Here is a 23,547-nt window from a genome sequence, read left to right as displayed (position 1 = left end):
GGGCTGCGCCAGCTACATGGTGGGGACTGCGCTGGCTACTCAGCGCTCTGCCTGCACAAGATTACCGGAGAATCGGGGCGCGGCTTGTATTTGGGGGTCCGGGGCAACAGCTAAAGTGGAACGCATGCGAATCCTCAGCGTCGTTGGCGCACGCCCACAGTTTGTGAAGCTCGCGCCGATCGCGGCAGCCATGAAAGGCCGCGCCGAACACCTGATCGTCCACACCGGCCAGCATTACGACTCTCTGATGTCGGACGTGTTCTTCCAGGACCTTGCCATTCCGGCCCCCGACTACAACCTCGGCGTCGGCTCGGGCAAGCACGGCAAGCAGACCGGCGCGATGCTCGCCGGGCTGGAAGAGATCTTCGAGCAGGAGCGGCCCGACCTGGTGCTGGTCTACGGCGACACGAACTCCACCCTTGCCGCGGCGCTGGCCGCCGTAAAGCTGCACATCCCGGTGGCCCATCTGGAAGCCGGCCTGCGCTCCTTCAACCGCCGGATGCCCGAGGAACACAACCGGGTGCTTACCGACCACGCGTCGGACCTTCTGCTGGCACCCACCGACGTCGCGATGACCCATCTGGCCACCGAGGGGCTGGCGGACAAGAGCGTGCTCGTCGGCGACGTGATGACTGACGTCCTCTATAAAACCCGTGAGTCCCTCCAGGCGCGGGACGAGCCGCTGCCCGCAGGCCTGGTGTCCGGTGGCTACTATGTGAGCACCATCCACCGCCCGGACAACACCGACGATCTGGCACGGCTCCAGCAGATCGTCTCGTCCCTGTCCCAGCTGGACAGGCCGGTGCTCCTGCTCGCCCACCCCCGCCTGGTGGACCTGGCTGCCAGCCACGGCATCGAACTGGAGACCGGCGCCATCCGCGTGGGCCCGCCACTGGCTTACCCTGGGCTGATCAACGCCGTGATGAACAGTGCGGGCGTAATCACCGACTCGGGAGGCCTGCAGAAGGAAGCGTTCCTCCTGCGGGTGCCGTGCACCACGATCCGCCCGGAGACGGAGTGGGTGGAAACAGTTGAACTGGGGTGGAATGTCCTGGTGTCAGAGCACCTCGACACTCTCGCCGACGTCGTCCAGCGTCCCCAGCCCGAGGCGACATCGGCTGCGCCCTACGGTACCGGAGCTGCCGCAGCCGCAGTGGTCGATGCGATCACCGCTTTCGGGGCTACTCGCTCGCAGCAGCCTCGATAGCCTCAGCCGCCCTGGCCCCGACGCTCCTCAACGAGTAGTTCTGCTGGACCCAGCCGGAAATTCGTTGGCGTTGAGCGGCATCCTGGGGCCAGGCGAGGGCATCCCTCATCGCGGCCGCGACTGCTGCCGGCTCCCAGTCGACACTGACGCCAAGGTTCTCGTCGGCAATGATGTTTTTCAACGGACCCACCCCCGCGTAGATCACCGGCGTGCCACAGCTGAGGCTGACCAGTGCCTTCGTGGCGAAGGCGAAGTCGTAGCCGCGGGATGGACGTACCGAGGCAAGGCCGGCAACGCTGCCGCGGAGCGCTGTGGAAATCTGGTCACCGTCCACGGTGCCCCGGAAATCGATCGGCGCGGACACCGCTTCGGCCCGGGCACGGAGCTCGTCGAGCTCCACCCCCTGGCCGTACATCACCAGGCGGACATCGGGGTACTCGGCAGCGATGCTGATGAACGCGTCAACAAACACGCCGGCGCCCTGAATCTCCGACATGGTTCCGGCATAGACAAAGTAGCGGCCGCCGTCGTCGGGACCTGCTGGCCCGTCATTGGTGAACTGGTCCGTATCGACACCGGTCCCCACGTTCACGATCCGGTCGGACTGACCCACCAGGGCCGCGACAGCCGTCGAAACGCCCTCGGACACGGTCAGGATTCTTCGCGCCCGGGAGAGGGTCCAGCGTTCGATCGCCCGGAGGACCCGCACCACTGCCGGGGACACGCCGATGCCCTCGGCAGCCACCGAGCTGACGTCGGCGGCAAAGTAGACAAAGGGCCGACGGCGCAGCGCCGTAGCCACCCTGACCACCACGCCGGTAGTGGGTGGGGGTTCCACCACGACCAGGTCGAAGGCGGGTGCCGTGAGCAGCCTCAGGAACAGCGGAATGTCGAAACTGGCGTACTGCACATAGCCGCGGACGGCGCCTGATTTGTCCCGCAGCACCGGCCAGCGCCGGACCGATGGGGAAGACCGTTTCGCGCCGGGCGACGAGGTGGTCAGGACCGTAACGTGGTGACCCCGGCCCTGAAGCGCCTTGACCATGGCGGCCAGCCGGAAGGCCGCCGCCCCCGTCTCCGGGGCATAGATGCGCGTTGCAACAAGAATTCGAAGCGGCATACCTAGTGCTTTAACGCCGTGAGCTTCAGCGTGGAACCGGCGCGGGCCGACTCGATAATTGCCTCGGCGACCCTCAGGGTGTTCAATCCCTCACGCATGGTGACGATGTTGTTGGACAGTCCCAGCACGGCATCCCGGAACGCCTCGTGTTCGGAGCGCAGGGGTTCACGCTTGGTCAGGGCCAGGCGGGTGATGTTTCCCTCCGACACTCCACGGAAATTGGAGACTGCCTCCCACTCGGTGTTGATGGTGCCGTTCTCGAAGAAGGTCAGGTCAGCCGTCAGCGTGTCAGCGACGAAGGCCCCCTTCTCACCGGTCACCACGGTGAGGCGTTCCTTCATGGGGGAAAGCCAGTTGACCAAATGGGAGGTGATGACCCCGTTCTCCAGCTGGCAGGAGGCGGCCACCATGTCCTCGTGGGGCCGGCCCGAGCGGGTGCTGGTGAGCGCGGACACCGAAGCGAAAGGCGACTGGGCCAGCCAGGCGGTGAGGTCGATGTCGTGGGTGCCGAGGTCCTTGACGACGCCGACGTCGGCGATCCTGGACGGGAACGGACCCTGGCGCCGGGTGGCAATCTGGAAGACCTCGCCGAGGTCCCCGTTCTCGATCCTCGCGCGCAGGGACTGCAGCGCAGGGTTGAACCGTTCGATATGTCCGACGGCACCGACCAGGTTCGCTGCCTCGAACGCGTCGACGAGTCGCTGGCCGCCGTCGATGGTCGAGGCGATGGGCTTCTCGACCATCGTGTGGATGCCGGCTGCTGCCAGCGCCAGTCCAACCTCTTCGTGCAGGCCGGTGGGAACGGCACAGACCGCCATGTCGATGCCCTGGGCGATGAGTTCGTCAACCGAACCGCAGACCGGGAGCGTACCGGCGACCCCGTGGGGGTCGCCGAAGGCGTCGGCTACCGCGACCAGTTCCAGGCCATCGAGTTCCCGGATGACCCGGGCGTGGTGGCGCCCCATCATGCCGAGGCCGATCAGGCCGACCCTCAGATCCGCCATGCTCAGGCTCCTGCCGTCGTGAGTGCGTTAACCGCAGCGACGATACGCTCGAGATCTTCCTGGTCCAGGGAAGGATGCACTGGAAGGGACAGCACTTCCTGGGCCGCAATTTCGGTGTTGGGGAGGTCTTCCTCCCTTTTGAAGGACGGCAGGCGGTGGTTCGGGATCGGGTAGTACACGCCCGATCCAATCTGGTAGTCCTCCTTGAGGGAAGCCGCGAGACGGTCACGTTCAGCGGCACCGCCGTCAACCCGCACGGTGTACTGGTGGTAGACGTGCTCGGCACCGGAAGCGACCACGGGGGTGCGAACGCCGGTGAGGTTGGCGTCGAGGAAGGCAGCGTTGGCCTGCCGCTGGGCGGTCCAACCCATCACCTTGGTCAGCTGGACACGCCCGATCGCTGCGTGAAGGTTTGTCATCCGGGCGTTGAACCCGACCAGCTCGTTCTCGTACTGCTTCTCCATCCCCTGGTTGCGCAGCAGACGAAGGTTCCGTTCGATGGTCGCGTCGCCGGTGGACACCATTCCGCCCTCACCCGAGGTCATGTTCTTGGTGGGGTACAGGGAGAACATTGCGAAGTCACCGAAGGTACCCACCTTGCGGCCATCCAGCCCCGCACCGTGGGCCTGGGCAGCATCCTCGAAGAGACCGATGGAGTGCTTGTCGGCAAGGGTACGGAACGCAGCGATGTTCGCCGGGTGTCCATACAAGTGCACGGGCATGATGCCCTTGGTGCGCTCGGTGATCAGGGACTCGACGTGGGCAATGTCGAGGCAGTAGTGGTCCAGTTCGATGTCGGCGAAGACCGGTGTCGCGCCAGTCAGCGCGACAGAGTTCGCTGTCGCGGCGAAGGTGAAGGACGGCACGATGACCTCGTCCCCGGGCCCGACGCCGGCGGCCAGCAGACCGAGGTGCAGGCCGGAGGTGCCGGAGTTCACGGCTACCGCGGCGCGCCCGTCCAGCAGCACCTGCGAGAACTCGTTTTCAAAGGACGCCACCTCGGCACCCTGGGCGAGCATCCCCGAGAGGAGGACGGCATCAACCGCTGCCCGCTCGTCGTCTCCAACAATCGGCTTCGCTGCCGGAATAAAGCCTTTACTCATGCCTCTACCTCTACTGGTCTCAGTGTTGAATTCGATTCCACATATCGCTCCCCGGTGGCGGGGCAAACCCATTCGCCGGCCTCCTCGCGGAGGGGGTGGCCGGCCTTGCCGACCCAGCCGATCCTCTTCGCCGGCACCCCGACCATCAGTGCGTAGGCGGGGACATCCTTTGTCACCACGGCGCCAGCGGCGACGGTTGCCCACTCACCGATGCTGACGGGTGCCACGCAGACCGCACGGGCGCCGATGGAGGCGCCGTCGCCGATGGTGACCCCCACCGGCGTCCAGTCGTGGGCGCTCTTGAGTTCGCCGTCGGGCGACACCGACCGGGGGTAGGTGTCATTGGTGAGCACCACGGCGGGACCGATGAAGACCCCGCGCCCCAGCATCGCCGGCTCGTAGACCAGCGCGTAGTTCTGGATCTTGGAATTCGCACCGATCTTCACACCCGTGCCGATGTAGGCTCCCCTGCCGACGATGCAGTTGGCGCCGAGGACCGCTTGCTCCCGTACCTGCGCCAGGTGCCAGACCTTGGTCCCCTCCCCCAGGGTGGCCTGTTCGGACACGTCTGCGCCGTCCGCGATGAAGCTCATCGAGTCCCTCTTCCGTAGTGAATTGGCATCCGTAATGTCAGGCCTTGCCGATGACCCGGTAAAGAACACCTTCCCAGTGTTCAGCCGAGCTCACCCGGCGCCCGTCGATGAACGCCTTGACTCCCGGCAGGTCCGCCGGGCTCAGTGAGGCATAGGATGCGTGGTTTGCCTGCACCACAGCGGCGTCAACCGGCTCGCCGAGGTGGTAGGGATCGAACCCGAGCCGCTGCAGTTCCTCGTCGGTGTACATCGGATCGTGGACCAGCGCGGTCGCCCCGCGCGACTTCAAGGCGTCCACCGCTGCGAAGACTCCCGAGAACGCTGTCTCCTTGACCTCGCCCCGGTACGCAGCGCCGAGCACCACTACCCTCGCTCCGGTGAGGTCGCCGTACGCGCCCTCAAGCAGGCCGATGGTGTAATCGGGCATCCCGGCGTTGGCTTCCCGGGCAGCCCGGACCACCGTGGCGTCCGGGTCGTTCCACAGGTACAGCCGTGGGTACACGGGAATGCAGTGACCGCCGACGGCGATGCCGGGCTGGTGAATGTGGCTGTACGGCTGCGAGTTGGATGCGTCAATGACCTGGTAGATGTCGATTCCGGCCGTCGCAGCGAAGCGGGCGAACTGGTTGGCCAGGCCGATGTTGACGTCCCGGTAGGTCGTCTCGGCCAGTTTGGCCAGTTCCGATGCCTCAGCGGAGCCGAGGTCCCAGACGCCGTTGCCACGATCCAGGTCGGGACGGTCATCGAAGTCGAGCACCGCTTCGTAGAACTCAATGGCGGCGGCCGCTCCGGCGTCGGACAAGCCGCCGACGAGTTTGGGATACTTTTTGAGGTCCTCGAAGACGCGCCCGGTCAGGACCCGTTCCGGCGAGAACACAAGGTGGAAGTCCTTGCCTTCGACCAGGCCCGAGCCTTCCTCGAGCATAGGCTTCCACCGGGTCCGGGTGGTGCCCACGGGGAGGGTGGTCTCGAAGGACACCAGGGTGCCGGGAGTCAGGTGCCGGGCCAGTTCGGTTGTTGCGGCGTCCATCCAGCCGAAGTCTGGTTTCGCGTCGTTGTCGACGAACAGGGGAACCACAAGCACGACGGCGTCTGCCCCGGGGACGGCGTCAGCGTAGTCGGTGGTGGCACGCAGCCGGCCAGCGGGAACCAGCTCAGAAAGCATCTCCTGCAGATGTGCTTCGCCGGGAAATGGCTCAGTGGCCTGGTTCACCAGCTCGACGACCTGTGCGTTCACGTCCACGCCCACCACCTCGTGGCCTTTGGACGCAAACTGCACGGCGAGCGGGAGCCCGATTTTTCCTAGCGCGATAACAGCAATCTTCACGAATCAATGACCTTCTCTAGAGGCGGGTAGTGAACATGTCCGACCGGACCCAGTAGTCAAGCCTATAGGCACTCAGGGAAAAACACCTGATCTGGGGTTGTCCACATTGCCGGTGGCGCCCACGATCGTCTGCCCTGAGGACCGATAGCGTCATTCGCACCAACCCGTCCCCGTCCCAAGGCGGCCCGATGCTGCTGCACCTCTCGCTCGTCGGCGCCCCGGGCGTGGCTCGGCCGGCTCCGGGCACGGTCGTGGAGCTGGTGGTTGATACGTCGATTGTCGACTCTGCCCTTGCCCTGCGGGCGCTGCTGCTTGAGCAGCACACTGGCGCCGCCTGCGCTGTTGCTGGCCGGCCGCTGGAGTTGCTGACCCTCGGCGTCGCCCCTCTGGTGAACGGCGCGGTGATTGTGGCAGGTGGTGGGCAGCCGTCGCGAACCCGGCGCGGGCTGCCGCCAAACCTGGTGCTGGTGACCAGCACCGGGCCGGACGCCGGCCAGCTGATCGGGCTGCGCCGCGGCAGCTACACGATTGGCCGCGACAACTGCGACATGGTGCTGGCAGATCCTGCGGTATCGCGGCACCACGCCCGCCTCACCGTCGAGAAGAACCAGGTCACCCTTTACGATGTTGCCTCTGCCAACGGCACCTGGGTTGACGGTGCACGGGTCGAGGAAGCCACAATCTCGGTCGACTCGGATCTTCGGTTCGGTAACAGCTGTTGCCGTCTGGCGCTGCTCGACCAGGTGGCACCCACCCCTCGGATACCCAGCCTCGCGGATCCGCTGGAGGTGCAGGCGGTGGCGCCCCGCCCCGCCAGTGTGCTGCTGCTCGGTTCGGCCCTCCTGCCCCTCGTGCTCGGCGTCGTGCTCGCCCTGGCCACCGGAATGTGGATCTTCCTCGGATTCAGCGTGCTCTCCGCCACCGCCGCGCTGATACCGCTGGTGACCGGTCGGCGAGCGCGCAGGGCGTTCCTGGCCGCCCTGGCCAATGCTGCTCGGGAGGACCGCCGACGACGGCTGGCCGCCTCTGACGAGATCGGAAGGCTGGCAGCGGCAGCGTACTCACCTGCAACCGGCGACCCACCGGCCCCGGGCGAACCATCATCGGCTCCCGTCTATGTGCGTCTTGGGTTGGCAACCCAGGGGGCCCATCTCGTGGTGAAACCTGCCGACGCGGTCTGGACCTGCCCGCTCCTGAACGATGTTCCGGTACTGATCGAGCTCACGATCGGCACCCGGGCGATCGGGCCTCCGGAGGTCTGCTTCGCCGGCTCGGGGCGGGACCTACTGGGAATGGCTCGATCGTTGCTCCTGCAGCTCTGCAACCGGCCGGGCACTGCGGTCTGTGTGGGAACACCCGCCGATCTGCCCGGAGATGCCCGGTTCCTGCCCGGTGTGATCCTCGCCTGCCCAGCCGACATTGCGGCACTCCCGGAGACCATGGAGCAGGTGCCCGTTCTGCTGTTCGGTTCAGCGGCGGCCGACCCTGTGCCGCGCGCGGCCGCGATCTTCCGCTTCGGGTGCACCCCGGGAGAGCTGTCCCCCGGGGCCGGAACGGTGCGCGAAGCGGTCACTCTGGGCCGTGGAGGGGCGGAGCTGAGGGGTATTCGGACCATCAACTTCCAGCCGGATCTGGTGAGTGGCCAATCATTTGGACGGCTGGCCCGCGCTCTCGGCGGCCGGAGGTCGCCCGTCTGCGGGGAGCAGGAACAGCCGTCGCGTAGTGACCCACCCGTCCTGCCACCCAGGATCAGCCTTGACCGGATCGCACCTTCCACCCCCGACCAGCTGCTCCAGGCCTGGGCGGGACCGCTTCCAGGACTGACCGCGGCAATCGGCAGCAACGCGGAGGGCGTCCAGTTGTTTGACCTGGTTTCCGATGGGCCTCATCTGGTGATCGCCGGCACCACCGGTTCCGGGAAATCCGAGTTGCTCCGGACCCTGATTCTGTCCGTGGCCCTGAACCACAGCCCGTCAGAGGTCAACTTTCTCCTGATCGATTTCAAGGGAGGTGCCGGGCTGAGGCCCCTGTCCACCCTGCCCCACGCGGTCGGCCTGCTGACCGATCTCTCGGCCGCGTCGGTGGCCCGCGCCCTGGTGTCATTGCTGGCGGAGCTTCGCCGACGCGAACAGCTCTTTGCCACCCATCTGGTCACCGACATCGCCGACTGGCCTGCTCACCGACCGCCGCTACCCCGGCTCGTGGTGGTGATCGATGAGTTTAGGATGCTGCTGGAGGATGTACCGGGCGCAGCCGGCGAGCTGGTGCGCCTTGCCACTGTCGGCAGGTCACTCGGGGTGCACCTGGTAATGTCCACGCAGCGGCCCCAGGGTGCCCTCGGCCCGGACATCCGTGCCAATGTGAGTGCCAGCATCGCCCTCCGGGTCAGCTCACCCCTCGAATCACACGACATCGTCGGGTCAGCGGCAGCGGCGGCCATCCCCGTCAACATCCCCGGTCGCGCCCTGCTGCGGCTCGGGACGGGCCCGGCCAGGCTGTTCCAGGCCGCGTCAACGGGCCCCGACAGCGAAGGATCGGAGCCGGGGGTCATCGAGTGGGCCACGTCCCTCCTGCGCCCAACGTCACCGGTGGCAGGGATGCGGTCCAGGGAAACTCGGGGACCGGCGGGACTGATCGCCGCAGTAGCCACTGCCGCCGGGGGTTTCCGGTATGGACCCCTGCACTCTCCGGTCTTACCAGGGCTTCCCCCTGTCCTGACCGCGTTGACGATGCCACCGGCTCCCGAAGGTGCGGTGGTGTTGGGCCTTCTTGACCTCCCCGAAGCGCAAACCCAGCGGCCCCTGCTGTGGTTCCCCGGCAACGATTCGCACCTCGCCCTGATTGGCCAGTCCGTTGCGGGCACCGCCGGCGCTCTCGTCCAGGTCGTGTCGGGCCTGGTGGAGACCCTCCCCGACCGTCACCTGTACATCCTGGATGGCGACGGAACTCTTCGATGGGTGGCCTCCGCCCCGCAGGTAGGCGCCTATGTGGGCGCCCAGGAACCACGCCGGGCTGCCCGCGTCATCCGGAAGCTCGCCGACGAGGTCACTGAGCGACTGTCGCGCGACACCGCACCGGCATCGGGCCGGGGGCAGGACCAGCGTCTGGACCCCGCACTGACAGTGGTCGTGTCGGGGTGGGGCCGCTGGATGGGAGAGCTGAGAGCCAGTCGCTGGCCATGGGCGGAGGAACTGCTGCAGGACCTCGCGCGGGACGGTCAGCTGGCCGGTACCACCCTGGTGATCTCCGGTGACCGCGAGGTTGTCACGGGGCGTTTCTTTCCCCTCCTGCCCAATCGGCTGTACTTTCCGCTGGGCGCAACCCGGGAGTCCACCTTTTCGTGGCCGAAGCTGCCACCGACCGAGCCGGTCCCGGGTCGCTGCCTGGCCCAGGGACCCATCGCCACCCCCGAGGGAGCCGTAGCACAGGTGATCCTCGGTCGGCGCGAAGCCTCACGCGCCCAAGGCGCTCCCCCAGCGACGCCGGTCACGGTACCGTTCCGGGTGGCGCCGCTGCCGACCTTTATCCAGGGGAGCAATCCACTGTTCACCGCGGCACCGGGCGACAGTCACCGGATACCGATCGGCGTGGGCGGTGACGAGGCCGACGTCGTCTTCCTCACGCTGACGAGGCGCCTGGTCTTCCTGATCGTTGGACCGCCAGGCTCAGGGCGTTCGACCCTGATCGAGCAGCTCGCCGCTGCATCGTCGACCAGCTGTGTGCGCCCGGCACCCGGGTCGGACCCGGTGGATTTCTGGGCAGGACAGGCACGGCTCCTGGCTGGCACGGGCGGTCCACCGGCGGAATCGCTGCTCCTCGTCGATGATGCAGACCACCTGCCCCAGGACACCCAACGTCACCTCGGTCAGCTGTTCGCGCAGGGGTACCGCCTGATCCTGGCGGTGACTGACGGTGCAACGATTCTCACGAAGGTCCCGCTCGCCGCCGAGGCCCGGTCGGGCCGGACCGGCATGATCCTTGGGCCCCGGCAGGCGTCCGACGGCGATTTCTTTGGTGTGCGCCTGGATTGCGACGCCAGGCCGCGGCCCGGCCGCGGGTTCCTGTTCGACGCCGGTGAGGTCCAGGAGGTCCAGGTCGCCGTCCCGGGCCAGGCTGGGCGAGTAGGCTGACCGGGCCGGCCCGGACGAGCCCATGTGACCCTGGAGTCCCGGGGAAAACGGTGAGGGATTCGGGCCCTAGAGGACCTTTGCGTTGTCGCCGGTCCTCGAGATGTAGGCAAGTACCGGCCTGGTGAACAACAGGAGCAGCACTGCCGCTGCCGGAACCAGCAGGGCCAGACCCACCGGGATGATTCCGGCGGAGAGGGTCGGGACGGCGATGACAATCACGAACAGCTGGAAGACCAGAGCGGCAGACCGGGTCCACCGGTATCCCCGGGCCAGGTGATAGCTCACCACCAGGAGCCAGAGTGCCATCACCACCAGGAAGACCATGGTGAAGATGGCCCCGCCGAGCGAGGTGGGAGTACTGGTGAGGAGACCATAGAGGTACCACCCCGCGGCAGCGAGCAAGCCCAGCGCCTCCAGCACGAGGACCACCGCAATAATGGTGACCCCGCCGGGACGGGCCGCCGGAGCCTGCTGGCTTGCCGTCTCACCCATCGGTGCAATCCTGCGGCATGTACGTCATCCCTATCGTTCAGTCGGTCGCCTGCACCGGGTACCTGGCCAGGGCGTCCACCCAGTCCCGCGGTTGGAACCCGGAGGCTTCCAGCTTAGTCAGGTCAAGGACACTGTTCGCGGGGCGGGGCGCCGCATCCTGGTTCAGGAAATACTCCTTGGCCGTGACATCGACCACCTGGCTCGGGTCGGCGCCTGCCCGCTGATACACGGCGCGGGCCAGATCCGCCCAGCTGAGTGGCACCCCCGCGTTAGACATGTTGTAGGTACCGAACTCAGCCGAGGAGGCGATGAGGTGAAGGATCGCCGCCGCCAGGTCCCCGGCGAAGGTGGGCCGCCCGATCTGGTCGTTGACCACGGTTGGTGACACTCCCCTGGTGGCCAGGGCCGCCATCGTCCTGACGAAGTTTCTGCCGTCCCCAATGACCCAGCTGGTTCGCACAATGTAGTGCTGGCGCGCCGCCGTGCGCACTGCCAGATCGCCGGCTGCCTTCGACTGGCCGTACACTCCGAGGGGGCTGGGTGGAGCATCGTCAAGATACGGGTCGTCGAGCCCATCGAAGACGTAGTCGGTTGACACCTGGACGAGGGTTATCCGGTGCGTCGCAGCGATCTGTGCGAGTCTCGCGGGTGCGACGGCGTTGACGGCCCAGGCACGGCGCCTCCCCTCGGTGGTCTCGGCTCCATCGACATCAGTAAACGCCGCGGCGTTGATGATGACCGAATAGCCGCTCCAGTCACGGTGGTAGGACGCGTCGGCGGCGAGGTCGAAGTCCTGGCGGGTGGCAAACTCGGCCTCGGGCAATGCCTCACGGAGCGCGCGGCCGAGTTGTCCGTCGGCACCCAGCACGAGAGTGGTGCGGGGCGGGACGGGTCGCACCTCAGTCAGCCGCGGATGGTCTCGGTCCTTCGCCGACACCTCTGCCTGATCCAGCGGAATGGGCCACTGGATATCCAGTGTCTCGTCGGCCAGGTTCACCAGGACGTACTGGCCGACTGCTTCAGGGCTCCAATGATCGTTCACCAGGTAGCTGTACACCGTGTCCTGGTCGAGCGTCTGGAACGAGTTGCCCACTCCGCGGGGGACGAAGACCGCCACCGTCTCGTCGATCTCGGTAGTGAAGACGGTTCCGAACCCTGGTCCCTCCCGCAGGTCCACCCACGCCCCAAAGACCCGTCCGGTGGCGACAGTGACGAACTTGTCCCATGGCTCGGCGTGGATACCTCTGGTGGTACCCGCGGCCGCGTTGTAGGAGATATTGTTCTGCACGGGCCCAAAGTCAGGCAATCCGAGGGCCACCATTTTCTCCCGCTGCCAGTTCTCCTTGAACCAGCCGCGGCCATCGCCGTGGACGGGCAGCGAGACGATCATCAGGCCCGGAATGGGGGTCGGCGCCAGCGACAACCCGTTCATTGTCTGGTGACCCCGTAGAGCGCTTCCACTGCTTCCTTGCCGGGTTCCCACCACCGGCTGTGGCCCCTGTACCACTCGATGGTGTCAGCGAGGCCAGCCTCGAAATCGACGAATCGTGGAGTCCAGCCCAGCTCTGTCCGCAGCCGTGAGGAATCGATCGCGTACCGCCGGTCATGCCCAACCCGATCCGGCACCAGATCGAAAGCGGTTTCGGGCTCGCCCATGAGCCTGAGCAGCGTCCGCACCACCTCGATGTTGCTGCGCTCGCCGTCGGCGCCAATCAGATAGGTTTCCCCGATCGTCCCGCGTTCAATCACAGCGAGTACCGCCGACGAGTGGTCTTCGGTGTGGATCCAGTCCCTCACGTTCAGGCCATCCCCATAAAGTCGGGGACGCCGGCCCTGCAGGACATTGGTGATCTGGCGGGGGATGAACTTCTCGACGTGCTGGAAGGGGCCGTAGTTGTTGGAACAGTTGCTGATGGTCGCCTGCACGCCGAAGGACCTGACCCAGGCGCGCACCAGGAGGTCAGACGCAGCTTTCGTCGACGAATACGGGCTTGACGGGTTGTAGGGAGTCCGCTCGGTGAACCGGGCTGGATCGTCCAGTTCCAGGTCGCCGTACACCTCATCCGTTGATACATGGTGGAAGCGGATTCCGTGCTTCCGGGCTGCTTCCAGCAGGGTGTAGGTTCCGACGATGTTGCTGTGCAGGAAAGGCCCGGGGTCACGAAGCGAATTGTCGTTATGAGTTTCAGCTGCAAAGTGGACCACCAGGTCGTGCTCGCTGAACAGCCGGTTGACGAGGTCCGGGTCAGCAACATCTCCGGTGACCACCGACACCCGTTCCGGATCCAGCCCATCCAGCGAGGACTGGCTCCCCGCGTAGGTCAGCTTGTCCAGCACGGTGACCGAGTCATCAGTAACAGTGAGTAAATGCCGGACGAAATTAGACCCAATAAAACCGGCGCCCCCGGTCACCAATGATCTGCGCATACCGACAATGTATCCGCAAGCCGCGCCGAATTCCTAGGCATCGCCGATTACCGGTACCCGCTCCGGATAGCATAACGATCATGAAGGGAATAATTCTGGCAGGCGGCACGGGATCTCGGCTTCACCCCATCACCCTGGGGGTCAGCAAGCAACTGGTGCCGGTGTATGACAAGCCGATGATCTATTACCCCCTGTCCACCCTGATCCTTGCCGGGATCAGGGACATCCTCGTGGTGACGACTCCGCACGACGCCGAGCACTTCAAAAACCTGCTCGGGGACGGCTCACGGTTTGGTATCTCCCTGACCTACGTGCAGCAGCCACAACCGGAGGGACTCGCCCAGGCGTTCATCCTCGGCGCTGACCACGTGGGATCCGAGTCGGTGGCACTGGTACTTGGGGACAACATCTTCTACGGGCCAGGGATGGGCACCCAGCTTCAGCGGTTCAGCGGAATCGACGGCGGAGCGGTGTTCGGGTACTGGGTGGCGAACCCTTCTGCCTACGGTGTCATCGAGTTCGATGACGAGAAGCGGGCCGTATCGCTGGAGGAAAAACCTGAGCATCCCAAGAGTAACTACGCGGTTCCTGGCCTCTACTTCTATGACAACTCGGTGCTGGACATCGCTGGCTCACTGCGTCCATCGCCCCGGGGCGAGCTGGAAATCACCGACGTGAACATGGAATACCTCTCCCGGGGCAAGTTGCACGTGGAGATCCTTCCCCGCGGGACCGCTTGGCTGGATACCGGCACTTTCGACTCCCTGACCGACGCGTCCGACTTCATCCGCACCGTGCAGAAGCGGCAGGGACTGTCCATCGGTTGCCCAGAGGAGACAGCCTGGCGGCAGGGTTTCCTCACTGATGACCAGCTCAAGGATTGCGCAGCACCATACCTGAAGAGCGGGTACGGACAGTATCTTCTCAATCTTCTGGAGGCCTGAGGCTGCACCACGCTTCCAGCCGTCAGGGGGCGGCTCTTGACAGAAAACCCATCAGCCGACATAGTCGATTAGTAGTCACGTGGCACCAATCGTGCCCTCACTGACAATCCCTGTGATGTATAACTCACCACATTGCACAATTAAGCGCTTGCTACCTCTTGTTTGGGCGAATTTAACGTGACAGCCTTGAGGAAGAAGAAATCGGGGGCCGTACGGGCCCCTTTACTATGTGGCCGTTCGTGAATGTTTTCACAATCTCGAACGGCCGAAGGAGAAAGTGATCATACATGGATTGGCGTAGTCGCGCTGCATGCCTGGACAAGGACCCGGAGCTGTTTTTCCCGGTCGGAAATACCGGGCCTGCCCTTCTTCAAATTGAGGAAGCCAAGAGCGTCTGTCGCCGCTGCCAGGTAGTTGACACCTGCCTTCAGTGGGCAATCGAATCGGGCCAGGATGCAGGGGTCTGGGGTGGATTGAGCGAGGACGAGCGTCGTGCGCTCAAGCGCCGCGCAGCCCGCGCACGTCGTGCCTCCTAGCAGAGGTAAGTGACGCCTGGTCCCTGGCGGACCAAAAGTCTTGCAGGAAACAACGGACCGCTACCCGAGGGGTAGCGGTCCGTTGTCATGAGCGGTTGTCGTGCAGTCCCAGTTCAATGGTCACGGCGGTGCCGCCGCCCTCCCGGGGCGACCATTCGATGGTGCCGTCCAGCTCGCTCGTCACCAGTGTCCTGACGATCTGCAGACCCAGACCCTCTTTGTGGGCTCCGTTCGGCAGCCCGATGCCGTCGTCCGCGACCGTCACGTTCAGGATCTCGTCACCGTCGGCACCCTTCCGCCGGTTGGCGAGCAACCACACGGTGCCGGTGCGCTCCGACAGTCCATGCTCCACCGCGTTGGTCACCAGTTCGTTGATTACCAGCGCCAACGGTGTGGCGAAGTCACTGGGCAGCTCACCAAAGGAACCGGCACGCTCGGTGCGCACCACGTGGGCAGGAGACGCAACCTCGGCCGATAGACGGAACTGGCGGGCGATGAGCTCGTCGAAGTCGACACTTTGCGAAAGTCCCTGGGACAGCGTCTCGTGCACCAACGCAATCGTGCCCACCCGCCGCATGGCCTGTTCAAGACCCTGCTTACCCTCATCACTCACCATCCGGCGCGACTGCATCCGCAATAGCGCCGCGACGGTCTGGAGGTTGTTTTTTACCCGGTGGTGGATTTCGCGGATGGTGGCGTCCTTGGATACCAGCTCCATTTCCCTGCGGCGCAACTCGGAAACATCCCGGCAGAGCACCAGCGCTCCGAACCGGTCCTTCTCGTCCCGGAGCGGGATGGCACGCAGCGACAGGCTGACCCCACGGGATTCAATTTCTGTCCGCCACGGCATCCTGCCTGTCACCACCAGAGGGAGCGTCTCATCAACCATCCGACGGTCGGTGAGCAGGGACGTGGCAACCTCCGCCAGGGACCGTCCTTCAAGCGTCTCGACATCGCCGAGCCTCCTGAACGCCGAAACTCCGTTGGGGCTCGCATACTGGATGACACCCTCAACATCGAGCCGGATCAAACCGTCACCGACACGGGGCGCGCCCCGACGCGAACCGGTCGGAGTAGCGAAATCGGGCCACAGCCCGAGCGTTCCCATCCGCAGCAGATCGTGCGCGCACTGCCGGTAGGTCAACTCCAGCCGGGAGGGCATCCGGGAGCTGGAAAGGTCCATATGCGAGGTGACGACGGCGAGGGTCCGCCCGTTCCGCACCATTGGCACGGCCTCGACCCGCATGGCCATCTCAGTGGTCCAATTGGTGTCCCCCGAACGCTCCATCTGCTGGCTCTGCCATGCCTTGTCGACAAGCGGCAGAAGGTCAGCCCTGATGCGCTCACCGACAAAATCGGTGTGGAACACGGTGTGGGAGGTGGACGGCCGCACGTGGGCAAGGGCTACGTACCCACCGTCTTCCAGGGGAAACCAGAGGGCAAGGTCAGCGAACGCAAGGTCCGCAACCATCTGCCAGTCCCCCACCAGCAGATGCAGCCATTCCGCATCACCCGGTCCAAAATGGGCGTACTCGCGGATCGGATCGGTGAAGATTGCCACTTTGGCTCCCGCCTACCGTCGCACGATCGACCGGAGCAACCGCAGCGCCACCGACAGCGAAGCCATGTCGTCACGCTCCAGCCGGTTGACCTCGACGAACATGTGCCGCGCACGCTCCAGCATTTCAGCGTTCTGCTGCTCCCAGGCATCGAGACGCTCCGCTGCCTCGGCGAGCTCCAGCGACGACGAGGCCTTCATGACCGAGACAGTCATATCGGCAATGGTCGAGTACAGGTCGTCCCGCAGGGCGGCCCTGGCGAGCGCCTGCCACCGGTCCATCCGTGGGAGGGTAGTAATCCGCTCCAGCAGATTGTCGACCGCAAACCTGTCATAGACGGCGTAGTAGACCTGCGCGATTCGGTCCACCGGTTCGTCAATCTGCCGGGCGATCAGGGCGATGTCCAGCAAACCGAAGGATTCAAACTGCTCGGCCCAGTGGCGGGCGATGTCGTCGGGCAGGCCCCACTCCTCGGCCCGGGCAAACCACTCTTCGACCCGTTGCTTGTCACTGCCCCGGACGTAATCCACCAGATGGGTCCGCAGCGGATCCATCAGAGGCTTGAACAGCTCGATGTCCTCGGCCACAGTGGTTCCCTGGCCCACATTGTTCACGAACCAGCGAACAGCCCGGTCCAGCAGGCGACGCATGTCGAGGTGGACCGCTGACCACCTGTCGGTGGGGAAACTCGGGGGAAGCTCTCCGAGCGCGTTCACCAGCGCGTCAAGGTCGTAAATCTCCCGAAGTGCGACAAAAGCCCGCGCTATTACCGGGCCAGACACCGAGGTTTCCTCCATGACCCGGAAGGCAAAGGTGATCCCGCCCATGTTGATCATGTCGTTGGCGATCACCGTCGAGATGATCTCCCGACGCAGCGGATGGGTATCCAGCTGGCTACCGAAACGCTCCGCCAGCTGCTTCGGGAAGTACTCGCGAAGGGTCCTGCCGAACCAGGGATCGTCTGTCAGATCACTGTTCGTCAGCGCCTTGGTCAACTCGATCTTGACGTAGGCCGCAAGGACCGACAGCTCCGGCGAGGTGAGTCCCTGACCCGATTCCACCCGTGCCCTGAGCTCCTCGGTGGTGGGCAACGCCTCCAGCTCGCGGTTCAGGTCGGCGTTCGACTCGAGCCAGTCCATCAACCGTTCGAAGCTCGGGCTCCATTCCACTACCCGCTGCCGGTCGTTGAGGAGCAGAACGTTCTGGTCGACGTTGTCCTTCAGGACGAGCCGTCCCACCTCGTCGGTCATCGAGTGCAGGAATTCGGCGCGTTCCTCCGCTGGAAGGGCCCCGGTTCTAACCAACCGGTCCACGAAGATCTTGATATTGACCTCATGGTCCGAGCAGTCGACACCTGCCGAATTGTCGATCGCGTCAGTGTTCAGGATGACTCCGTGCAGCGCCGCCTCGATCCGGCCCCGTTGAGTCATCCCGAGATTTCCACCCTCGCCCACCACACGGGCACGCAGCTGGTTGCCGTTCACGCGGATGGCGTCGTTAGCCTTGTCTCCCACCGCGGCGTGCGTTTCGCTCGATGCCTTCACATAGGTACCGATGCCGCCGTTGTAGAGCAGGTCCACCGGAGCGGAGAGGATGGCACGCAGCAGCTCGGGCGGACTCAGGGTGGTGACTCCCTCGTCCAGCCCCAGGACCGACCGCACCTGATCCGAGATGGGTACGGTCTTCGACTGCCGCGGGTAGATCCCGCCACCGGCACTGATCAGTGATTCGTCGTAGTCCTCCCAGCTGGAGCGCGGCAGGTCGAACAGCCTCGACCGCTCGGCGAAGGAAACCGCAGCGTCAGGGGCCGGATCGAGGAAGATGTGCCGGTGATCGAATGCGGCAACAAGTTTGATGTGCTCGGAGAGCAGCATGCCGTTGCCGAACACGTCGCCGCTCATGTCGCCTACGCCGACCACCGTGAACTCCTCGGCCTGGGTGTCGATACCGAACTCGCTGAAGTGGCGTTTCACCGATTCCCAGGCGCCGCGGGCGGTGATCCCCATCGCCTTGTGGTCGTATCCCACCGAACCGCCGGAGGCGAACGCGTCGCCGAGCCAGAATCCGTATTCAGCCGACAGCTCGTTGGCGATGTCGGAGAACGCGGCAGTGCCCTTGTCGGCCGCGACCACCAGGTAGCTGTCGTCGCTGTCGTGCCGGACCACGCGGGGCGGCGGAACCACCGTCTCGCCGTCGTCGCCAGTCACCAGATTGTCGGTAATATCCAGCAGCGCCCTGATAAAGGTGCGGTAGCTGGACTTGCCTTCCTCCATCCACGCCGCGCGGTCGACCGCTGGGTTGGGGAGTTGCTTCGCGAAGAAACCGCCCTTCGCACCGGTCGGAACGATCACAGCATTTTTCACGGTCTGGGCTTTGACGAGTCCGAGTACCTCGGTCCGGAAGTCTTCCCGGCGGTCCGACCAGCGCAGCCCTCCGCGGGCAACCTTGCCGAAGCGCAGGTGGACGCCTTCCACCTGCGGCGAGTAGACCCAGATCTCAAACTTGGGGCGCGGGTAAGGCGCGCCATCGATGGCGGAGGTGTCGAATTTGAAGCTCACATGGCGTTTGTCCTGGAAATAGTTCGTCCGCAGGGTGGCGTCGATCAGGTTGCCGAAGGTGCGCAGCACCTTGTCGGCGTCGAGAGTGGGCACCTGCTCAAGTCCCGACTCGACGGCTTCGCGGGCGCTCTCAGTGGTAACGGTCCGGTCTTCGTCGCTGAGGTCGGGATCGAACCTCGCCTCGAAGAGTGTCACCAGGGCGCGCGCCACTGCCGCGTTGGCGAGCAGCGTGTCGGCGACGAAACCGTACGAATTGGTGTTGCCCATCTGCCGCATATATTTCGCATAACTGCGCAGGATGACTACCTGACGCCAGCGCAGGTTCTCTTTCAACACCAACCGGTCGAAGGGATCGGATTCCGAGGACCCGGCCACAGCCGCGGCGAACGACTGCTCGAGCAGACGCCCGGTGCTCATCGGATCGATGCCGGCCGGGTACTTCAGGCCGAGGTCGTAGAGGAAGAATTCCCGGCCGTCGGAGCGCTCGATCTCGAATGGCCGTTCGTCAAGTACTTCCAACCCGAGGTTGTGCAGGAACGGGAGGATCTGGCTCAGGCTCTTCGGCTCGGTGAGGTAGAGCTTCAGTCGGGCGTCCTCCTCCAGGTTCTCTCCGGCGCCCTCGGGGACGTAGACGTGCATGACCGGTGCGGCGGGCGAGTTCGCGTCGCAGCGTTCGAACCGCTCGATGTCCTTGAGTGCGTCTTCGACCTCATAGTCCACGCGGTAGCTCGCGGGAAAGGCTTCGGCCCACAGCCCCGAGACTTCTTCCGCGGTCCGGCGGTCAAACCGGCCGCGCACCACTTCGTCGATCCCCTCGGACCACGATCGGGCCGCTCCGACCAGGCGTTGTTCCAGCTCGGCTGGTTCGACCTGGGCCACTTCCACACCTCGGGGGAGCCTGATCCTGAAGAACAGGCGCGCCAGGGCGGACTCGCTGATCCTCGCCTCGTAGTCGATGGACTCAGCCTTGAACGTCTGGCGCAGCTCCTGTTCTATCCTCAGCCGCACACCGGTGGTGTAACGGTCGCGGGGCAGGAACACGAGCGCGGACATGAAACGCCCATAGATGTCGGGGCGCAGGAACAGACGCGTCCGGCGTCGTTCCTGCAGTCGCAGGATCCCCATCGCCGTGTTGATGAGGTCCTGCACCTCGATCTGGAACAGCTCATCGCGTGGGTAAGTTTCCAGAATGGAGAGCAGGTCCTTGCCGGAGTGCGAATCCCGCGGGAATCCGCACTGCAGGAGGACTGCGTTCACCTTGTCGCGCACGATGGGCACCCCGCGCACCGAACCGGTGTAGGCGCTGGTGGCGAACAGGCCGATGAAGCGGCGTTCGCCATTCACATTGCCCTGCGCATCGAAGCGTTTCACGCCGATGTAGTCCAGGTAGGCAGCGCGGTGCACAGTGGACCGCGAGTTCGCCTTCGTGATCACCAGGGCCCGCTTCTCGCGTGCCTTGGCCTTGCCTGCGCTGGTCAATTGCTGGACCCTGCGCCCACCCACTGGGTGCCGCAACAGCCCCAGCCCGTCTCCCTCGGCGATCCGGAGCACGTCCTGGCCATCGTCGTCGGTGACCAGATCGTATTCCTTGAAACCCAGGAAGGTGAAGTTCCCACCATCAAGCCAGGTGAGCAACTCCTTCGCCTGATCGAGGTCCGGGATGTCCTCCCCGCCCGGCACTGTGTCAAGGGAAGCGGCGATCTCGCGGACCTTGCTCCGCATGGCTGGCCAGTCCTCGACGGCGGCACGTACATCGCCAAGGACGCTCAACAGGCCCGCGATGATTTTTTGGCGTCGTTCGTCGTCGAGGATGCGCCCTACTTCGATAGCGATCCACGACTCGATGTGCGCCGCGACGTCCCCATCGGCGATCAGGTGGGACACATTTGGCAAGGCGGCGGTGTCGCCGCTCGAGACACCGGCCGTGGATGGCACCCGCTGCAGCCGGTGCAGGGTAGCGTCCTGGCGGTCGCGGGTGGCGATGAATGTGGGGTGCATGACGAGCCGGATCGCCACCTGATGGCGGACCAGTTCAGCGGTGACCGAGTCGACCAGGAAGGGCATGTCGTCAGTGACGATCATGACGATGCTGGCGTCCGACTGGTCGAAAATGTCTACAGCAGCTTCACCTGACTTGCGGTTCTCGGCCAGTGCCCGGTGCCGAAGGGCACGCTCCTTGAGCGCTTCAGCTGTGTGTGCCTTGGCGTCCTCCTCGGCGAGATGTTCATAATAGTGATCAATGAACTCTCCGGTAGAAGTGTCAGAACTTGACTGGTCCGTGATGCTGGATCCAGACGACATGAAAACGCCTCCATAAACGAAATTAAAGGCCGCTCCTTTGCGGCCCCTTACCCAAGAGCCTAACGCCGTTGCGGGAAAACTTCACTTCGTTGTGGCCTACTCCAACGCGGCTGCGCCGCAGTTGTTCAATCGGTACACCGGCCAGTTCGGCGATCGCGGTTCGGAGGGGTGAACGGGGCGCTGATTCGAGCAGTACCGACCCTCCCAGCAGCGCGGAATCGACGGCGGAGAAGTCCGCCGGCAGGAACGCGTCCACGGGTCGCGAGGGACCGAACCGGTCCCAGGCCTCACGGAGTTGCCGAACAGGTCCACGACCGACCGCCGCAGCACGCACCTTGTTCAGTACCACCCGCGGCGTCGCGTTAGGCACCATTGCTTCGAGGTCGGCCAGCGCACGAATCAACCTCGGCAGGCCGACGGCGTCCGCCGCTCCCACCGCGATAACGGTGTCCGCTGCCCCGAGGCAGCACAGCGTGGCAGCATTCCGGCGCGGCGCGACCGTGTCGAAGCTCAGTTCCTCATCGGTTTCCAGACAGAATCCGCAGTCGACTATTGTCACATCGGCGATCAACCGTGACAGTTCGAGCACTTTCGTCAAGGCCGCCGGCCGCAACTCAGTCCAGCGGTCAGCGCGGGTGATCCCGGTCAGAACGCCAAGGTGGGACCCCCTCACTGCCAGGCGGGTGATGGCCCGGTTGAGTCCCGTCAGGTCCAACGATCCCTGATCGGCGAGGCGGCAGGCCTGGGCGAGACCCGCCGATTCGTCCAGCAACCCCAGGGACGCCGCGACGGAAGCCCCGTAGGTATCCGCATCGATGAGCAGTACCGCCCGCCCACCTGCAGCGAGCTCGGCGGCGAGGTTCACCGCAACCGTAGTGCGCCCCGGGGATCCTGCGGGTCCCCAGACCGCCATCACCTCCCCCACCTCGGTCTGCGCCGACTCGCTGCCACTCAGGGGCGGCCCGGTCGCTGGCCGGCCCAGGGCGGCGGCGGGGTCGGCATAGGAGACGCTATCGATCCCGGGACCCGGCGCCTCGGCTGCCAGCTTGACTGCGGCTTCCACTATCGCGGCGAGGGCGGCTGCGCCCACGTCGGCTTCCGTGTGGGCGACCCCGAGCGAGTCGAGACGGTGCTGGTCGCTCTCGGTAGTGGCCAGGGCCACCACCGCCACCTCGGCGTTCCGGAACCGTTCGATCAATGATGCAGTCAGCTCTCCGGCGTCGGTGGACAGGATCACGGCGCGCGCCAGGCCCGTCTGGCAGACCGCGATCACCTCGGCAAGATCAGCGCACCAGCGCACCACTGTGACAGGGCCTCGAAGCTTCTCCAACCCGGTGACACACTCGCGGGCGGTAAGCCCGCAGGTCACCACCGGGATGCTCATGGAGCGCCGGCCGGGTTGAGGACCAGCGCGATCCGCGCCTCATTGAGGAGGGCATCCAGCAGCTCCGGGAGTGCATCATCGGCGACCAGGACATGGACCAGGGTTGAACCGCCGCCCCCGCCGAGCGCCGACTCGGACACCGTGAGCTCGGATATCTCGGCTGCCTCAAGCAGTTGGGTTGGTGGTTCTACAGTCCCACCTTCGCCCTCGAAAGCAACCCAGACGTCAACCCGGGACCCGGTGACTGTGCCGGCAGGCAGCGGGTCGTCGACGGTAAGACCGATCGGTTTGCGGTCCAGCGCATCGGCCCGACCCAGGGCTGCACGGGGCACCAACTCCCCTTCCCGCAACACGCTCATCGCGACCGCTGCCTCCGGGATCCCCTCATCCACTCGCAGGTAGGCGGGTTCGAGGTCGCCTAGCCGGACGGCGACAACCGACAGATCCTCGCCGGTGACTGCCCCACCAACGGGTATCTCAGTTCGGAGAACATAGACATCGGTGGTGCGGTCAGCGTTTCCGACCAATGCCGTTACCGCCGCAACCGAGGCGAGGACCAGAAGCAATCCGACCAGGAGGCGCGGGTCCCGCCACGACGGTTTCCTGAGCCGGACCGGGGATTCATCACGATCCGGGATAGCTGTCACCAGGCTCAACACGGCCTCCTACAGTCTCCGGCCGCCTGATCCTCCAGCCGCGGCTAGTTTGACGTTGCCCTGCAATTCTCGTTCACTGCTGCATCAAAATAAATCCTCCCGGGCCAACTGATTCCAAACTGTGGATAATCCCCGTAAACACTCGCCCAGGATGGCAAGATTGGACTTGAACGGTTCATGGGTGTGACGGTTCCGTGACAGACGGA

At 65.1% G+C, this 23,547-nt stretch carries 16 protein-coding genes; 4 read left to right on the top strand and 12 right to left on the bottom strand.

The genetic code is table 11. From position 1 onward, the window contains the following. Positions 1-124: 124 nt before the first annotated feature. On the top strand, positions 125-1,207 hold the full coding sequence (gene wecB / locus HMI57_RS01525) for a UDP-N-acetylglucosamine 2-epimerase (non-hydrolyzing) (protein ID WP_171584127.1): 1,083 nt from the start codon (positions 125-127) through the stop codon (positions 1,205-1,207). Here wecB and HMI57_RS01520 read toward each other — a convergent pair. The 5 genes from HMI57_RS01520 to HMI57_RS01500 are packed head-to-tail and all read right to left on the bottom strand — an operon-like array spanning position 1,182 to position 6,354. Beyond that, positions 1,182-2,327 carry a glycosyltransferase family 4 protein gene (locus tag HMI57_RS01520; RefSeq protein ID WP_171584126.1) on the bottom strand — a complete coding sequence of 382 codons (1,146 nt, stop codon included), beginning with the start codon at positions 2,325-2,327 and terminating at the stop codon, positions 1,182-1,184. The two genes, wecB and HMI57_RS01520, sit on opposite strands and share 26 nt — an antisense overlap. A 2-nt stretch (positions 2,328-2,329) precedes the next feature. Then, positions 2,330-3,331 carry a Gfo/Idh/MocA family oxidoreductase gene (locus HMI57_RS01515; protein ID WP_171584125.1) on the bottom strand — a complete coding sequence of 334 codons (1,002 nt, stop codon included), beginning with the start codon at positions 3,329-3,331 and terminating at the stop codon, positions 2,330-2,332. A gap of 2 nt (positions 3,332-3,333) precedes the next feature. Further along, on the bottom strand, positions 3,334-4,434 hold the full coding sequence (locus HMI57_RS01510) for a DegT/DnrJ/EryC1/StrS family aminotransferase (protein WP_171584124.1): 1,101 nt from the start codon (positions 4,432-4,434) through the stop codon (positions 3,334-3,336). Continuing rightward, on the bottom strand, positions 4,431-5,027 hold the full coding sequence (locus HMI57_RS01505) for an acyltransferase (protein ID WP_171584123.1): 597 nt from the start codon (positions 5,025-5,027) through the stop codon (positions 4,431-4,433). Before HMI57_RS01505 ends, HMI57_RS01510 begins: the two co-directional genes overlap by 4 nt. 37 nt (positions 5,028-5,064) lie before the next feature. Then, entirely contained in the window at positions 5,065-6,354 is a 1,290-nt protein-coding gene (locus HMI57_RS01500; protein ID WP_171584122.1) for a nucleotide sugar dehydrogenase, read from the bottom strand. Positions 6,355-6,542: 188 nt separating this feature from the next. Here HMI57_RS01500 and HMI57_RS01495 point away from each other — a divergent pair, with 188 nt between their 5' ends. Beyond that, on the top strand, positions 6,543-10,484 hold the full coding sequence (locus HMI57_RS01495; RefSeq protein ID WP_171584121.1) for an FtsK/SpoIIIE domain-containing protein: 3,942 nt from the start codon (positions 6,543-6,545) through the stop codon (positions 10,482-10,484). 66 nt (positions 10,485-10,550) lie between these two features. Here HMI57_RS01495 and HMI57_RS01490 read toward each other — a convergent pair whose 3' ends face one another. The 3 genes from HMI57_RS01490 to rfbB are packed head-to-tail and all read right to left on the bottom strand — an operon-like array spanning position 10,551 to position 13,403. Beyond that, positions 10,551-10,976 (bottom strand): hypothetical protein, encoded by a 426-nt coding sequence (locus HMI57_RS01490; protein WP_216607036.1) that lies wholly within the window; start codon positions 10,974-10,976, stop codon positions 10,551-10,553. 37 nt (positions 10,977-11,013) lie between these two features. Then, positions 11,014-12,408 (bottom strand): dTDP-4-dehydrorhamnose reductase, encoded by a 1,395-nt coding sequence (gene rfbD / locus HMI57_RS01485; RefSeq protein WP_171584120.1) that lies wholly within the window; start codon positions 12,406-12,408, stop codon positions 11,014-11,016. Then, the gene (gene rfbB / locus HMI57_RS01480) at positions 12,405-13,403 is read right to left on the bottom strand and encodes a dTDP-glucose 4,6-dehydratase (RefSeq protein ID WP_171584119.1); all 999 of its coding nucleotides are present in this window, start codon (positions 13,401-13,403) and stop codon (positions 12,405-12,407) included. The genes rfbD and rfbB overlap by 4 nt, the downstream gene beginning before the upstream one ends. An 80-nt stretch (positions 13,404-13,483) precedes the next feature. Here rfbB and rfbA point away from each other — a divergent pair, with 80 nt between their 5' ends. Next, complete coding sequence (gene rfbA, locus HMI57_RS01475; protein WP_171584118.1) at positions 13,484-14,347, top strand: glucose-1-phosphate thymidylyltransferase RfbA; 864 nt, start codon at positions 13,484-13,486, stop codon at positions 14,345-14,347. Positions 14,348-14,634: 287 nt separating this feature from the next. Next, positions 14,635-14,883, top strand: coding sequence for a WhiB family transcriptional regulator (locus tag HMI57_RS01470; protein WP_019483052.1), 249 nt, complete (start codon positions 14,635-14,637; stop codon positions 14,881-14,883). An 85-nt stretch (positions 14,884-14,968) separates the two neighbouring features. Here the strand turns inward: HMI57_RS01470 and HMI57_RS01465 are convergent, their stop codons facing one another. From HMI57_RS01465 to HMI57_RS01450, 4 genes are read right to left on the bottom strand one after another with little or no spacing between them, the layout of a single operon-like run. Then, positions 14,969-16,444 carry a PAS domain-containing sensor histidine kinase gene (locus HMI57_RS01465; RefSeq protein ID WP_171584117.1) on the bottom strand — a complete coding sequence of 492 codons (1,476 nt, stop codon included), beginning with the start codon at positions 16,442-16,444 and terminating at the stop codon, positions 14,969-14,971. 12 nt (positions 16,445-16,456) lie between these two features. Continuing rightward, positions 16,457-21,301 (bottom strand): NAD-glutamate dehydrogenase, encoded by a 4,845-nt coding sequence (locus HMI57_RS01460; protein ID WP_171584116.1) that lies wholly within the window; start codon positions 21,299-21,301, stop codon positions 16,457-16,459. A gap of 22 nt (positions 21,302-21,323) precedes the next feature. Continuing rightward, entirely contained in the window at positions 21,324-22,685 is a 1,362-nt protein-coding gene (locus HMI57_RS01455; RefSeq protein WP_171584115.1) for a P-loop NTPase, read from the bottom strand. Further along, the gene (locus HMI57_RS01450; RefSeq protein WP_346655109.1) at positions 22,682-23,344 is read right to left on the bottom strand and encodes a hypothetical protein; all 663 of its coding nucleotides are present in this window, start codon (positions 23,342-23,344) and stop codon (positions 22,682-22,684) included. Before HMI57_RS01450 ends, HMI57_RS01455 begins: the two co-directional genes overlap by 4 nt. Positions 23,345-23,547 lie beyond the last annotated feature (203 nt).

The sequence above is a fragment of the Arthrobacter sp. 260 genome, from assembly GCF_013116745.1.
Taxonomy (GTDB): domain Bacteria; phylum Actinomycetota; class Actinomycetes; order Actinomycetales; family Micrococcaceae; genus Arthrobacter_D.
This window is presented reverse-complemented; position numbering and strand designations above follow the sequence as displayed.

What these genes read in the sequence shown, in the direction of transcription:
- HMI57_RS01455 (WP_171584115.1), bottom strand. Translation starts at nt 22,685, where the DNA reads ATGAGCATCCCGGTGGTGACCTGCGGGCTTACCGCCCGCGAGTGTGTC.
- rfbD (WP_171584120.1), bottom strand. Translation starts at nt 12,408, where the DNA reads ATGAACGGGTTGTCGCTGGCGCCGACCCCCATTCCGGGCCTGATGATC.
- wecB (WP_171584127.1), top strand. Translation starts at nt 125, where the DNA reads ATGCGAATCCTCAGCGTCGTTGGCGCACGCCCACAGTTTGTGAAGCTC.
- HMI57_RS01505 (WP_171584123.1), bottom strand. Translation starts at nt 5,027, where the DNA reads ATGAGCTTCATCGCGGACGGCGCAGACGTGTCCGAACAGGCCACCCTG.
- HMI57_RS01495 (WP_171584121.1), top strand. Translation starts at nt 6,543, where the DNA reads ATGCTGCTGCACCTCTCGCTCGTCGGCGCCCCGGGCGTGGCTCGGCCG.
- rfbA (WP_171584118.1), top strand. Translation starts at nt 13,484, where the DNA reads ATGAAGGGAATAATTCTGGCAGGCGGCACGGGATCTCGGCTTCACCCC.
- HMI57_RS01520 (WP_171584126.1), bottom strand. Translation starts at nt 2,327, where the DNA reads ATGCCGCTTCGAATTCTTGTTGCAACGCGCATCTATGCCCCGGAGACG.
- HMI57_RS01470 (WP_019483052.1), top strand. Translation starts at nt 14,635, where the DNA reads ATGGATTGGCGTAGTCGCGCTGCATGCCTGGACAAGGACCCGGAGCTG.
- HMI57_RS01515 (WP_171584125.1), bottom strand. Translation starts at nt 3,331, where the DNA reads ATGGCGGATCTGAGGGTCGGCCTGATCGGCCTCGGCATGATGGGGCGC.
- HMI57_RS01460 (WP_171584116.1), bottom strand. Translation starts at nt 21,301, where the DNA reads ATGTCGTCTGGATCCAGCATCACGGACCAGTCAAGTTCTGACACTTCT.
- HMI57_RS01510 (WP_171584124.1), bottom strand. Translation starts at nt 4,434, where the DNA reads ATGAGTAAAGGCTTTATTCCGGCAGCGAAGCCGATTGTTGGAGACGAC.
- HMI57_RS01490 (WP_216607036.1), bottom strand. Translation starts at nt 10,976, where the DNA reads ATGGGTGAGACGGCAAGCCAGCAGGCTCCGGCGGCCCGTCCCGGCGGG.
- rfbB (WP_171584119.1), bottom strand. Translation starts at nt 13,403, where the DNA reads ATGCGCAGATCATTGGTGACCGGGGGCGCCGGTTTTATTGGGTCTAAT.